General features: G+C 59.0%; 13 protein-coding genes and 1 pseudogene. 7 read left to right on the top strand and 7 right to left on the bottom strand.

Annotated features, from left to right (window positions below):
- From ERD80_RS01580 to nirB, 4 genes are all read right to left on the bottom strand, one after another.
- Nucleotides 1-411 (bottom strand): NAD(P)-dependent oxidoreductase (locus tag ERD80_RS01580; RefSeq protein WP_282183352.1); only part of this gene is annotated, 411 nt, incomplete at its 3' end.
- 46 nt (nucleotides 412-457) lie between these two features.
- The gene (gene nirC, locus ERD80_RS01575; protein ID WP_058780172.1) at nucleotides 458-1261 is read right to left on the bottom strand and encodes a nitrite transporter NirC; all 804 of its coding nucleotides are present in this window, start codon (nucleotides 1259-1261) and stop codon (nucleotides 458-460) included.
- Between the two features lie 30 nt (nucleotides 1262-1291).
- Complete coding sequence (gene nirD, locus ERD80_RS01570; protein WP_132466613.1) at nucleotides 1292-1618, bottom strand: nitrite reductase small subunit NirD; 327 nt, start codon at nucleotides 1616-1618, stop codon at nucleotides 1292-1294.
- Nucleotides 1615-4155 carry a nitrite reductase large subunit NirB gene (nirB, locus tag ERD80_RS01565; protein ID WP_136545567.1) on the bottom strand — a complete coding sequence of 847 codons (2541 nt, stop codon included), beginning with the start codon at nucleotides 4153-4155 and terminating at the stop codon, nucleotides 1615-1617. The genes nirD and nirB overlap by 4 nt, the downstream gene beginning before the upstream one ends.
- Nucleotides 4156-4390: 235 nt before the next feature.
- Between nirB and ERD80_RS01560 the strand changes: the two genes are divergently transcribed.
- Nucleotides 4391-5674: a cytosine deaminase gene (locus ERD80_RS01560; protein WP_058759296.1), complete on the top strand. Its 1284-nt coding sequence runs from the start codon at nucleotides 4391-4393 to the stop codon at nucleotides 5672-5674.
- A 48-nt stretch (nucleotides 5675-5722) separates the two neighbouring features.
- Here ERD80_RS01560 and tsgA read toward each other — a convergent pair whose 3' ends face one another.
- Complete coding sequence (gene tsgA, locus ERD80_RS01555; protein ID WP_021507434.1) at nucleotides 5723-6901, bottom strand: MFS transporter TsgA; 1179 nt, start codon at nucleotides 6899-6901, stop codon at nucleotides 5723-5725.
- 261 nt (nucleotides 6902-7162) lie between these two features.
- Between tsgA and ppiA the strand changes: the two genes are divergently transcribed.
- The 5 genes from ppiA (at nucleotide 7163) to ERD80_RS01530 (ending at nucleotide 10511) form a co-directional block, all read left to right on the top strand.
- Nucleotides 7163-7735 carry a peptidylprolyl isomerase A gene (ppiA, locus tag ERD80_RS01550; protein ID WP_021507435.1) on the top strand — a complete coding sequence of 191 codons (573 nt, stop codon included), beginning with the start codon at nucleotides 7163-7165 and terminating at the stop codon, nucleotides 7733-7735.
- Nucleotides 7736-7835: 100 nt separating this feature from the next.
- Complete coding sequence (locus ERD80_RS01545; RefSeq protein WP_021507436.1) at nucleotides 7836-8006, top strand: YhfG family protein; 171 nt, start codon at nucleotides 7836-7838, stop codon at nucleotides 8004-8006.
- A complete protein-coding gene (locus ERD80_RS01540) occupies nucleotides 7996-8589 on the top strand; it encodes a putative adenosine monophosphate-protein transferase Fic (protein WP_136545566.1) in 594 nt (197 codons plus the stop codon). Before ERD80_RS01545 ends, ERD80_RS01540 begins: the two co-directional genes overlap by 11 nt.
- Nucleotides 8590-8630: 41 nt before the next feature.
- Nucleotides 8631-9206 carry an aminodeoxychorismate synthase component II gene (locus tag ERD80_RS01535; protein ID WP_136545565.1) on the top strand — a complete coding sequence of 192 codons (576 nt, stop codon included), beginning with the start codon at nucleotides 8631-8633 and terminating at the stop codon, nucleotides 9204-9206.
- A gap of 87 nt (nucleotides 9207-9293) precedes the next feature.
- Complete coding sequence (locus ERD80_RS01530) at nucleotides 9294-10511, top strand: aspartate aminotransferase family protein (protein WP_136545564.1); 1218 nt, start codon at nucleotides 9294-9296, stop codon at nucleotides 10509-10511.
- Here the strand turns inward: ERD80_RS01530 and ERD80_RS01525 are convergent.
- Together ERD80_RS01525 and crp are read right to left on the bottom strand one after the other, a co-directional pair.
- Entirely contained in the window at nucleotides 10508-12583 is a 2076-nt protein-coding gene (locus tag ERD80_RS01525; RefSeq protein ID WP_021507439.1) for a YccS/YhfK family putative transporter, read from the bottom strand. The genes ERD80_RS01530 and ERD80_RS01525 overlap by 4 nt on opposite strands.
- A 58-nt stretch (nucleotides 12584-12641) precedes the next feature.
- A complete protein-coding gene (gene crp / locus ERD80_RS01520; RefSeq protein WP_000242755.1) occupies nucleotides 12642-13274 on the bottom strand; it encodes a cAMP-activated global transcriptional regulator CRP in 633 nt (210 codons plus the stop codon).
- A 304-nt stretch (nucleotides 13275-13578) separates the two neighbouring features.
- On the opposite strand from crp, the pseudogene ERD80_RS22740 reads away from it, so the two are divergent.
- Nucleotides 13579-13727 (top strand): annotated as a pseudogene (locus ERD80_RS22740) (hypothetical protein); the annotation flags it as partial.

The raw sequence follows: 13727 nt of genomic DNA, 5'->3' as shown, positions 1-13727 counted from the left end.
ACGCGCCAGCACCGGCGCGCGTCCACCGGAAGAGACGGCGATCATCAGCGGCGAGCGGTCGACGATCGACGGCATAATGGCGCTGGCCTGTTGCGGCGCATCCACCAGGTTACAGAAGAGGCGGCGCTGTTCGGCGGCGTCAGCCACCTGCTGATTGACGGCATCATTATTGGTGGCCGCAATCGCCAGCCAGCATTCATCCAGCCAGTCATCGGCAAAGGCGCCGTGCAGTAACGTCACTTTTCCCTGTTGAGCCCACAGCTGAAACGCCGGGGAAAAATCCCGCGCGCCGACGTACAGCTCTGCGTCGGCCTCCAGCAGCAAACGCGCTTTGCGTTCAGCCACATCGCCTGCGCCAACCAGTAAACAACGCTTGCCTTGCAGCCGACAAAACAGCGGAAAGTAATCCATAGCGAATCCTGAAAAAAAGCCCGCACGGTGCGGGCTGTGGAAGGGATTATACCGATTTCAGCGGCGAAGCCTGGGCTTGCGTCTGCGGGCGCTGCGCCTGCGGCGTGGCATACCAGTAGCCGAGGCCCATCAGCACCATGCCGGAGAACATATTGCCGAGCGTTACCCACAGCAGGTTGTGGCCGATGCCGCTCAGCGTCAGGTCGGCGCTGTGCTGGCCAAACCACGACAGCGCAAACACCGTCATGTTGGCGATGGAGTGCTCGTAGCCGGAGGCGATAAACGCCAGCAGGCACCACCAGATAGCGATGAACTTCGCGGCCCCTTCGCTGCGCACCGCCATCCAGATCGCCAGACACACCAGCCAGTTGCACAGCGCGCCTTTAAAGAACAGCGCCATCGCCGTCTGCGTGGTTTTTGCCAGCGCTACGCTGTGGATCAGCGAGCCGGCGTTCGGCAGCAGCGCACCAGCGGCGTAGTAGTAGAGCAGGGCGACAAACACTGAGCCGATCAGGTTGCCCAGCCAGGTTTGCGGCAGCACACACCACATCTGACCGTGGCTGATGGTGCCGGCTTTGACGCCCACGGTGAGGAACATGGTGTGACCGGTAAACAGCTCGGAACCGGCGATGATCACCAGCGTCAGGGCAATACCAAAGGTGGCGCCCATCAGCAGTGGACGATACGCCGGGTCCGCCAGGTTGCCGAGGGTGAAGATCAGGATGATCGCCAGGCCAACATAAGCGCCGGCCATCGCCGATCCAATCCAGAAGGCCAGCGGGCTGTGCTGCGCGGTGCGTACAATGCGCGCCGCATTGGCGGCGCAGGTGTTCAGGGTGTCAGAAAACATAGTGACGTCTCATAAAGTGTAGGAATTCTGTCAGGCGCAGACTTCGACCTGGCCGTTGCTGACGCGCACCGCATAGCTCGCCACCGAGCGGCTGTCATCTTCCAGACAAGCGCCATCGCTCAGGCGAAAACGCTGTTTTTTCAGTGGGCTGGCGACCCACAGCGTGTGCTGGTGTTCGGCGATCAGGCCGCGCGATAACACGCTGGCTTCAGCAAACGGATCGATGTTGCTCAGAGCGTACAGCTGCGCATCGTCGCGCGGGCGAAAGATGGCGATCTGCTGGCCGTTAACCAGCGCGCACACGCCGGTAGCGGGCAGGATTTGTGTGAGTTCACACACGGTGTACCACTGGCTCATGCGTCAGCCTCCTCGATCAGGGTAATAGCGATGCGCTCCGCCGGACGCGCCGGGCGATGCTGCTCGCGTTCACTGACGTGCTGCACCAGCGGGTCGCGCTGCGGGCTGTTAATAAACGTGGCGAAGTGCGCCTGCTGCTGCGGGTCGTTAACCGTGGCGGTCCATTCACAGCGGACGTCAGCGCGCAGACGCGTCAGCTCCTGCTCCAGCTGCGCGTTAAGGCCGAGCCGGTCGTCGATAATCACGCTGCGCAGATAGTCGATGCCGCCGTCCATGCTCTCCAGCCACAGCGAAGTGCGCTGCAGGCGGTCGCCGGTGCGGATGTAAAACATCATGAAGCGGTCGAGATACTGCAGCAGCGTGTCGCGGTCGAGGTCAGCCGCCAGCAGATCGGCGTGGCGCGGTTTCATGCCGCCGTTGCCGCACACGTAGAGGTTCCAGCCTTTTTCGGTGGCGATGACGCCGACATCTTTGCCCTGCGCTTCGGCGCATTCACGGGTACAGCCAGAGACGCCAAACTTCATCTTGTGCGGCGTGCGGATGCCTTTGTAGCGGTTTTCCAGCTCAATGCCGAAGCCGAGGCTGTCGCCGACGCCATAGCGGCACCAGCTGCTGCCGACGCAGGTTTTCGCCATGCGCAGCGCTTTGGCGTAAGCCTGTCCGGTTTCAAAGCCGGCGGCAATCAGCTGTGACCAGATGGCCGGCAGGTCGTCGCGCTGCGCCCCGAACAGGCCGATGCGCTGTGAGCCGGTGATTTTGGTGTAAAGGTTGTACTGCCGCGCCACTTCGCCCAGCGTCATCAGCCCCTGTGGCGTGATTTCACCGCCGGCGGTGCGCGGAATCACCGAGTAGGTGCCATCTTTCTGGATGTTGCCGAGATAGAGATCGTTGCTGTCCTGCAGCGGCGTGTGCTGCGGCTTGAGGATGTATTCGTTCCAGCAGGAGGCCAGCAGCGATCCGACGGTCGGTTTACACACTTCACAGCCGTAACCCTGGCCATACTTCGCCAGCAGCGCGTCAAACGACTTGATCTCCTCCACGCGGATCAGGTGATACAGCTCCTGGCGCGAATAGGCGAAATGCTCGCACAGGTGATGATTGACTTCGATGCCCTGACGGCTCAGCTCAGCGTTCAGCACCTGCGTAATCAACGGGATGCAGCCGCCGCAGCCGGTACCGGCGCGGGTTTCGGCTTTCAGCGCCGCCACGGTGTGGCAACCCGCCTGCACCGCGTTAACGATATCGCCTTTGCTGACGTCAAAGCAGGAGCAGATTTGCGCGCTGTCCGGCAGCGAATCGACGCCCAGCGCCGGTTTTTCGCCGCTGCCCGCCGGCAGAATCAGCAGCGCCGGGTTTTCCGGTAAGGCGATGTGATTGAGCGCCAGCTGCAGCAGATTGCCGTAGTCGCTGGTGTCGCCCACCAGCACCGCGCCGAGCAGAGTTTTGTTGTCTTCGCTGACGATCAGGCGCTTATACACGTGCTGCTGTTCATCGAGCCAGATGTAACTGCGCGCGCCCGGCGTGCGGCCGTGCGCATCGCCAATGCCGCCGACGTCCACGCCCAGCAGCTTGAGTTTGGCGCTCATATCGGCACCGGCAAAGACGCTGTCACGCCCGACCAGCGCATCGCTGGCGACCTGCGCCATTTTGTAGCCCGGCGCCACCAGACCGTAAATCCGATCCTGCCAGGCGGCGCATTCCCCAATCGCGTAGATCGCCGCATCGCTGGTCTGGCAGCGATCGTTGATGGCAACGCCACCGCGCTGGCCGAGCGCCAGGCCGCACTGTTGCGCCAGCTTATCCTGCGGACGAATGCCGGTGGAGAACACGATGAAGTCGACGTCAAGCGCGCTGCCATCGGCGAACTCCAGCGTTTTACCGCCTTTAGCGTGATGCACAATCTGCCGGGTATTTTTGCCGGTATGGACCTGCACGCCCATCTGTTCGATCTTACGCCGCAGCTGTTCGCCGCCCTGTGTATCCAGCTGTTCCGCCATCAGCACCGGCGCAAACTCAATCACGTGCGTTTCAATGCCGAGATTTTTCAGCGCGCCCGCCGCTTCCAGTCCGAGCAGACCGCCGCCAATCACCGCACCGCGTTTGCTGCGGCGCGCGCAGGCTTCAATGGCGTTGAGATCTTCGATGGTGCGATAGACAAAGCAGTCGCTGCCCTCCGCGCCGGCGATCGGCGGGATCCACGGATAAGAACCGGTGGCCAGAATCAGCGTGTCGTAATGCACCGCACGACCGGTGTTGGAGTGAATCAGCTTTTCCTCACGGTTGAGGGTAATGGCGCGCTCGCCGAGCAGCAGATTGACCTGATGCTTTTCGTAGTAGCCTTCGCGCACCAGTGAGAGTTCTTCGGCGGTGTGGTGGGAAAAATAGGCGGAGAGATGGACGCGGTCATAGGCGACGCGGGGCTCTTCACAGAAAACGGTTATCGCGAACTGCTCAGGGGCGGCTTTGTCGATCAGTTCTTCGATAAAGCGGTGGCCAACCATGCCGTTGCCAATAATAACGACACTGTGCTTGCTCATGCTTGCCTCAAAATTTGCGGGATCTGCGCCTACCTTAGCGCGCTGTTTCTGGCGCTTATTGACGTACATCAACTGCGGCTTTATATACCCATTTAGAGGTATGTTGCTGATTTTACGCGTTTTTATCTAAGTCTTTTATTTGGTTGAAAATTACCCAATGGCGGCAGAAAAGTTGCCAGCGGCGCGGCCGTTTTTCGTGCTAGCTTAAGATGTTGCGTTTTCAGCGGAGAAGGATATGACCCAGCAAGCGTTTAAGTGGATAAACAACCTGCGCCTGGCAGGCCAACCGGGTTTATGGCAGATCGAAATTCGCCACGGCAACATCAGCGCCATTATTCCGCAGCCGCCGCACGCGGCCGCCCAGCCGGATGCGCTGGATGCCGCCGGTGGCCTGGCGAGCGCGCCGTTTATCGAGCCGCATATTCATCTCGACACCACGCAAACCGCTGGCGAACCGGCGTGGAATCAGTCCGGCACGCTGTTTGAAGGCATTGAGCGCTGGGCTGAACGCAAGGCGCTGCTCAGCCATGAGGATGTGAAGCAGCGCGCGCGGCAGACGCTGAAGTGGCAAATTGCCAACGGCATTCAGCACGTGCGCACCCACGTGGATGTGTCCGATCCCACGCTGACCGCCTTAACTGCGATGCTGGAGGTGAAAGCGGAGATGGCGCCGTGGATCGATATCCAGATCGTGGCCTTTCCGCAGGAGGGCATTCTCTCTTATCCCAACGGCGAAGCGCTGCTGGAAGAGGCGCTGCGCCTCGGTGCCGACGTGGTGGGCGCGATTCCGCATTATGAATTTACCCGCGAATATGGCGTCGAATCGCTGCACAAGGCGTTTGCGCTGGCGCAGCGCTATGACCGGCTGGTGGATGTGCACTGTGACGAGATTGATGATGAGCAGTCGCGCTTTGTCGAGACCGTGGCGGCGCTGGCGCACCGTGAAGGCATGGGCGCGCGCGTCACCGCCAGCCACACCACGGCGATGCATTCGTACAATAACGCCTATACCTCGCGGCTGTTCCGCCTGCTGAAGCTGTCGCAGATTAACTTTGTCGCCAATCCGCTGGTGAATATTCATCTGCAGGGACGCTTTGACAGCTACCCGAAACGGCGCGGCGTGACGCGGGTGAAAGAGCTGCTGGAGGCGGGTATCAACGTCTGCTTCGGCCATGATGATGTGTTCGATCCCTGGTATCCGCTCGGCACCGCCAGCATGCTGCAGGTGCTGCACATGGGGCTGCACGTCTGTCAGCTGATGGGCTATGAGCAGATCGACAGCGGTCTGCAACTCATCACGCACAACAGTGCCAAAACCATGCAGCTGGCGGATTATGGCGTGCAGGTGGGCAACGCGGCCAGCCTGATTATTTTGCCTGCTGATAACGGGTTCGATGCGCTGCGCCGTCAGGTGCCGGTGCGCTATTCGCTGCGTAAGGGCGTGCTGGTGGCGGCCACACAGCCGGCAAGCAGTGAAATTTATCTCGGCGCTACCGAAGCGGTGACGTTCCGGCGTTAAGGGAGCGGGAAGGGGAATAGCGGCGCGAGGCTTCGCGCCGCTCGGGGATCAGGCGGTCTGGTGAGCGTGCTGGCGATGTTTGGTGACAAAGCCGAGCAGCACACACATCACGAACACCACCGCGTACAGCGCGTTCGCGGTGGACAGCGCCGCGTGGGCACCGCCTTTCGCCACGATCGGGCCGGTGACCACGAAGGTCAGCATGGTGCCGACGGTGCCGCAGGTGAGGATGAAGTTCACCAGCTTCGGCGATGACGCTTTGGTCTGCAGCGAGCCCAGCGTGATGATGGTGGTGTAAATGGCGCTGGAGAAGAAGCCAAGCGACATAATGATCCAGTGCAGCATGCTGGCATCGGTGGTTTTCACGAACCAGAACATCAGGCCGGTGGCCAGCAGCGCCAGCACCACCAGAATGCGTTGCAGGTCGAAGAAGCGCAGCAGGAAGCTGAACGCCCACATGCCGACCATATAGGCGGTCCAGAAGTTACCGACCAGCTGACCGGCGGCGGCGATATCCATGCCCATTGATTTGGTGGCGTATTCCGGCACCCAGGAGATGAAGCCGAGCTGGCCGAGGATGTAGCACAGTGCCGCGATCGACAGGAACAGCACGCCGATGCCCCACTTCTCTTTTTCGCCGCCCTGCACCGCGGCTTCGCTCTTCAGTACCGGGAACTCGACCATCAGCGTCAGGATGAAGATCGCCACGTAGATCACGCCAATGCAGGCGTAAACCCAGTACCACGGCAGCGCGCGCGCCAGCAGAATGCCCGCGATAATCGGGAAGATGGTGCCCGCCATGCTAAAGAACGAGTCGGTAAATAGCAGACGGGAACCGCGCTGGCGACCATCGTACAGATGGGTAATCAGGAAGGTGCCGATCGACATGGTGATACCGCTGACCACGCCGAGCACGAACATGCACAGCGAGAACACCGTGAGGTTATGGCTGGTCATCAGCCCGGCCACGGCGAGGATCATCAGCACAAAGCCAAAGATCAGCTGGCGCTTGAGTGGCACAATCACCATCAGCCAGGCGTTCAGGAACACCGCCGCCAGAATACCAGCGTTAAGGAAAGTGAAGGTGTTGCTCATCTCGGAGATGGGCAGCTGGAAATACTGGGCAATATTATCCAGCACCATACCGGTAACGATCACCAGTGCGCCGGTGAGCGCATAGGAGAAAAAGCTGATCCAGGTAAGGCCAATGCGATTACGGTTTGTCATGTTCTGAACCTGTGATGCGCCGACGTGGCAAAAAGTGTCATGAATTGTAAATGGATCTGTGATCGTAATAAACAAGCAGTGAAACGTGCGAGAAATATTTCATTAATAGTGTGATTTTCGTCACGCAAATGATTGCGCGATGGGAAAAGTATGACGATAGCAACATCAGCGTAAATATAGGTAAAACGCTGGCTCTTGTATTACATGCTCTTTACAATCAATCTCGTTTTTGAGCTTGCTCTCCAAGGTAAGGAATCTTTCATGCTTAAACGTACTTTGACAGCGGCGGTTGCCCTGTTAGCACTCTCTTCTGTATCTGCTTCGGCTCTGGCGGCGAAAGGGGATACGCACGTGCTGCTCACCACCTCTGCGGGCAATATCGAACTTGAACTGGATAATCAGAAAGCCCCGGTTTCAGTAAAAAACTTTGTGGATTACGTGAATAACGGCTTCTATAACAACACCATTTTCCATCGTGTGATCCCGGGTTTCATGATTCAGGGCGGCGGCTTCACGGCGGATATGCAGCAGAAGCAGACCAACGCGCCGATCAAAAACGAAGCGGATAACGGCCTGCGCAACCTGCGTGGCACCATTTCCATGGCGCGTACCGCTGAGAAAGACAGTGCCACCAGCCAGTTCTTCCTGAACGTGGCGGACAACGCTTTCCTTGACCATGGCCAGCGCGACTTCGGCTATGCGGTGTTTGGTAAAGTAGTGAAAGGCATGGATGTGATCGACAAGATCGCCCAGGTGCCGACCAAAGATGTCGGGCCATACCAGAATGTGCCGTCAAAACCGATTGTTATCACTTCCGCGAAAGTCCTGCCGTAATCCCTCTGCGCGCCACCCCTGGGTGGCGCCGTCTGCCGCGCTCCGGCAAAGCTGAAATTTGCTCTTATACTTAGGGCACATCCTGCTTGCCGGAGGCGCTATGAGCAGCAAACTCACCGAAAAACAGAAAATCACGTTGTGGCAGCAAACCCGTGCGGCCAATTATCAGGCCAGCTGCAAACTGGCCGGTTATACGCTGAATGAACCTGCCGTCGAGAGCGCCCAGGCGGACGATCGTCTGGCATCGCTGAGGAGGCAATATGGCGGATAACAGCCTGGCGGTGCGCGATCCCTATTTGTGGCACAACGATGACGTGCTGAAAAACCTGCTGGAAATTCACGACGTGGCGCAGCTGCGTAAAGCCGAGCTGGCATTCAGCGCGGCGCGGCTGGCCACGCTGGCGCTCGGACCGGCCACGCCTGGCCTGCCGCACCTGCGCCACATTCACCGCACGCTGTTTCAGGATATCTACAGCTGGGCCGGCGAACTGCGTACTATCGACATCTGGCGCGACGACACGCCCTGTTGCCACTGTGAGTACATCGAGAACGAGGGCAATGCGCTGATGAGCGCACTGGAGGAGGAAGAGGGCCTGTGCGACCTCGACCCGCAGACCTTCGTGGCACGCATCGCGCATTACTACTGTGAAATCTACGTCCTGCATCCGTTCCGTGCCGGTAACGGGCGGGCACAGCGCATCTTTTTCGAACAGCTGGCGCTGCACGCGGGCTATCTGCTGAACTGGGATACGCTGGAGCCTGAAAGCTGGCACCAGGCCATCATCGCCGGCGTCGGCGGCGATCTCGCGCCGCTCAACGCGCAGTTTGCGAAAGTGGTGAGTCCGGCGCGTTAAAATGCGTAGAATAGCGGCGGTTTTACTGGCCTGAGGGCATTATGCTGCTGCTAATTGATAACTACGACTCCTTTACCTGGAATCTCTACCAGTACTTCTGTGAACTGGGCGCGCAGGTGCGCGTGGTGCGCAACGATGCGATGACGCTGGAAGAGATGACAGCGCTGCCGCTAAGTCATCTGGTGATCTCGCCGGGCCCCTGTACGCCGGATCAGTCCGGCATTTCGCTCGAAGCCATTCGCCACTTTGCCGGACGGTTGCCGGTTCTCGGGGTATGCCTGGGCCATCAGGCCATCGCCCAGGCCTACGGCGCACAGGTGGTGCGCGCGCGCCAGGTGATGCACGGCAAAACCTCTGCGGTGCAGCACACCGGCCAGGGTGTGTTCCGCAACCTGAATAATCCGCTGACCGTGACGCGCTATCACTCGCTGATTGTGGCGCACGACACGCTGCCGCCGGAGTTTGAAGTCACCGCCTGGAGCCTGCGCGACGGCGTTGCCGATGAGATCATGGGCTTCCGCCATCGTACGCTGCCGCTCGAGGGCGTGCAGTTCCATCCGGAGAGCATTCTCAGCGAGCAGGGGCATCAGCTGCTGGCGAATTTCCTCAATACGTAACTTCCGTTTGCCATCGCATGATTTTTTATGCATATTTTGTGATTATAATTTCGCATCAGCTCAACAAATAACCCGATGAGGTCATCAATGGCAGCGGAAAATCTAGCGGTAAGCCGGGAAACGTTCGATAACGTTATTTTGCCTGTTTATGCACCTGCGCAGTTTGTGCCGGTCAAAGGCAAAGGCAGCCGCGTGTGGGATCAGCAGGGCAAAGAGTATATCGATTTCTCTGGTGGTATCGCGGTCACCGCGCTTGGCCATTGTCATCCGGTGCTGGTGGAAACGCTGAAAAGCCAGGGCGAAACCCTGTGGCACACCAGTAACGTGTTCACCAATGAGCCGGCACTGCGCCTCGCCAGTAAACTGATCGCGGCGACCTTCGCCGAGCGGGTATTCTTCGGTAACTCCGGTGCCGAAGCGAACGAAGCGGCGTTCAAACTGGCGCGCTACTACGCCTGCAAAAAGCACAGCCCGTTCAAAAGCAAAATTATCGCTTTCCACAACGCCTTCCACGGCCGCACGCTGTTCACCGTCTCGGTGGGCGGTCAGCCAAAATACTCCGATGGCTTTGGCCCGAAGCCGGCGGATATCGTCCATGTGCCGTTTAACGATCTGGCCGCGGTGAAGGCGGTAATTGACGACCACACCTGCGCGATTGTGGTGGAGCCGATTCAGGGGGAAGGCGGCGTGATGCCGGCAACGCCGGAATTCATGCAGGGATTGCGTGCGCTGTGCGATCAGCACAACGCGCTGCTGGTGCTGGATGAAGTGCAGAGCGGCATGGGCCGCAGCGGTAAGCTGTTTGCTTACGAACACTATGGTATCAAGCCAGATATCATCACCACCGCTAAAGCGCTGGGCGGCGGTTTCCCGGTGAGCGCGATGCTGACCACCCATGAAATCGCCTCGGTGATGGCGCCGGGCGTGCACGGCACCACCTACGGCGGCAACCCGCTGGCCTGTGCGATTGCCGAAACCGCGCTGGATATCATCAATACGCCCGAGGTACTGAATGGTGTCGACGCGCGTCGTGAGCAGTTTGTCTCGGCGCTGCAGAAGATCAATGAGCAGTTCGATATCTTCAGTGAAATTCGGGGCAAAGGGCTGCTGCTGGGTGCCGTACTCAACGCGCAGCACGCCAGCAAAGCGCGCGATATCCTCAACGCTTCCGCCGCTGAAGGTCTGATGGTACTGACCGCCGGCAGCGATGTGATTCGCTTTGTGCCGTCGCTGGTGATTGAGCCAACCGATATCGCAGAAGGCATGGCGCGCTTCGCCCGGGCGATCGCGAAAGTCCTGAACTAACCTTTCGGCTTCAGCACGCTGAGCCAGCGGCCGTGATGCGGACGCTGGCTCCACGCCAGTGAAGAAATGGTGTGCATCACATTGAGGTGCTGCAGAATGCGCTTCACATGCTGTTCGACAATCGTCACCGGCCCCTCATTCAGATTCTCCGGCGCTTCCAGAATATTGCTGTCGTTGCCCGGCCCGTCGTAAGCCAGCCGCTGCTGACAGCGCTGCAGCGCGATTTCACAGGACTGCAAATAGCGCTCCGCCAGCTTCGGCGTCAGCATGGTGTGCTCGCGCGCCAGAATGGTCATGGCGTTGATGTGCTCGACGATAAACTGGCTGTGAGTCACCCACAGGCGCATATCTTTCAGATACTGGAAGTTAAAGCCCGGCTCGGTGGACGCCTGGTTGAGCGAGTTAAACAGCGCGTTGTGCGCCTGGTTAACCTTGACGCGCTGATACGCCAGCTTCTCCGGCGCCTGCTCCGGACCGAGCAGCAGGCGCAGCGCCTCCTGATAAGCCTCCAGCGCATCGTGCGCGTTATTGCGCAGCAGCCCGCTCTGCCATTGCGGCCATAGCCAGATCATACCGGCGAAGGCAATCAGACAGCCCATCAGCGTATCCATCATGCGTGGCAGCAGGAACTGCGCGCCATTCAGTGACAGCAGCTGCAGCGAATACACCGCCGTCACCGTAAAGCCAATCATCGACCAGCCATAATATTTACGCGTGATCAGATAGCTGGCGAGCGTGATGACCAGCATGGTCAGCAGGGCAATCGACTCCGGAACAGCAAAGCGCAGCGACGCCGCGGCGATCAGCAAGCCGGCGAAGGTGCCGAGCGCCCGGTGCTGAATGCGCACGCGCGTGGCGCTGTAGCCGTTCTGGCTGACAAACATGATGGTCATCAGAATCCAGTAGGGCTTGGGAATATTGAAGAACAGCGCCAGCGCGCTGCCGAACATCAGCATCACGGCGAAGCGCGCCGCCGTCCGCAGCGCGGCAGATTTCAGCGACAGGTAGCTGCGCAGCGCCGGCAACAGCGGCAGGCGACGCTGGCGATCGGCCATCAGGTCGCGGGTGTATAGCGGCTTCTGCGTGCGCAGCACGCGCGCGATGCGGCTGAAATGGTAGAGGCAGAAATTACCGACCGGATTATCCGGGTGCTGCCGGGCAATTTTCTCCAGCGCGCCGAGCGGCTTCTCCATGTGGAAGCGTTCCGGCAGCTGGTGATAGAGAATGGCATCGGCCAGCACGCGCAGCCGTGCCGAAATGATTTTCGCGTTCCAGCGGATCACCGCCTCGGCGTGGCTCTGCTCCACCAGCTTTTGCACCTCTTCCGGCTGATGCAGGCTGACCGAGATATGCTCCTGCAGATCGAGCGCAACCTGAAAGGCGCGCGTCAGGCGTTTGTGGCTGTTATCACGGCTGGCGGACAGCATATGCATCTGCTGATAACAGGTGGTGATCAGATCGACCGCTTTCTGCTGACGCGCCAGTAGCGGCGGCAGCGCTTTTTCCGGATCGGTCAGCTGCGTCAGCAAGGTGTATTTGGCGTCGCAGTAATCGGCCAGCTCGCGGTACAGCAGGCTGAGGGTCTCGCGCATCGGCTGCTCTTTCCACAGCCAGAACCAGAACCAGTTAAACAGCCCGTACCACAGCGTCCCGCCGATATACAGCAGCGGCGGGACCCACATTGGCATACGGCCGACGAGGCTTAAGGTAAAGATGGCGGCGATCAGCGTGCCGGGCAGTAAACGACCATGCAGCGGGCTGATTTCACCGGTCACGCCCACCAGCAGCGGCAACACCAGCAGAATCAGCGGCAGCGGCACAGCGTAAGCCGTGAGGTACTGAATCAGAAAACTGCCGCTGGCGAACAGGGCGCCGCCGACAATCAGCCGTTTGAAGAACCGCTTGTGTGGCGTATCCAGACCGGCGATGTTGCAGCAGGCCGGCACCAGGGAGAACAGCAGCCCTTTTTGCAGATCGCCAAACAGCCAGCCGAGCGCCACAGGCAGGCACAGCACCAGCGTTTGCCGCAGCGCATAGTTAACTTCCGGATGATAGATGATTCGACGCCACATCAGCTCATCGTAAACAGAAACGGCGCGATGTTGCCATCACGCCGTGGGTGAGAAGAAATCAGCGGGTGCCGTAAACGACGATGGTTTTGCCGTGTGCGGAGATCAGGTTCTGATCTTCCAGCATTTTCAGGATACGACCCACGGTTTCGCGTGAGCAGCCCACGATCTGACCAATCTCCTGACGGGTGATTTTGATCTGCATACCGTCCGGGTGCGTCATGGCGTCAGGCTGTTTCGCCAGGTTGAGCAGCGTCTGCGCGATACGGCCGGTCACATCGAGGAAGGCAAGGTTGCCGACTTTTTCAGATGTAACCTGCAGGCGACGCGCCATCTGCGCCGACAGGCGCATTAAAATATCCGGATTGACCTGAATCAGCTGACGGAATTTTTTGTAGGAAATTTCAGCCACTTCGCAGGCGGTTTTCGCACGTACCCAGGCGCTACGCTCCTGGCCCTCTTCAAACAGGCCGAGCTCACCGATGAAATCCCCCTGATTGAGGTAGGAGAGTATCATCTCTTTGCCTTCTTCATCTTTAATCAGTACCGCGACGGAACCTTTCACGATGTAGTACAGCGTTTCCGCTTTCTCACCCTGATGGATGAGGGTGCTTTTGGATGGATATTTGTGAATATGGCAATGGGACAGGAACCATTCGAGTGTAGGGTCTGTTTGCGGTTTGCCGAGAACCATTCGCTATTATCCTCTGTTGTAATCGTGCCCAAAATACAGGGGGCAGTTTTCCCTGTCAGGCGGTGAAATCGTCCAGCGTTTCCCGTGAGGGACAGTTATTCGGGGGTGGATTCGTAAGCGATGCTTTTGATTCGTCCCGCTTTCGTCTTTCGTGACGAAAATATTTTCAGCACTGTTTGTAGCATAGCTTTTGCAACCTGTCTCCTGTTGTCTCGCTTCAGCAGGTGGGGGATGCGTCTGCATTGCTGTTTGTCAGGTGAAAGCGTACTCTGGCGGCAAAACCGCCGCTTCAGGAGAAAGAATAATGCAGGCACGAGTGAAATGGGTGGAAGGGCTGACCTTTCTCGGAGAATCCTCATCCGGTCATCAGGTATTAATGGACGGCAATTCCGGTGATAAAGCGCCCAGCCCGATGGAGATGGTGTTGATGGCTGCGGGCGGCTGCAGCGCGAT

Source organism: Pantoea sp. R102, from assembly GCF_004916815.1.
GTDB lineage: Bacteria > Pseudomonadota > Gammaproteobacteria > Enterobacterales > Enterobacteriaceae > Pantoea > Pantoea dispersa.
The sequence above is the reverse complement of the archived record's forward strand: the minus strand, read 5'-3'. Positions and strand labels throughout refer to the sequence as shown.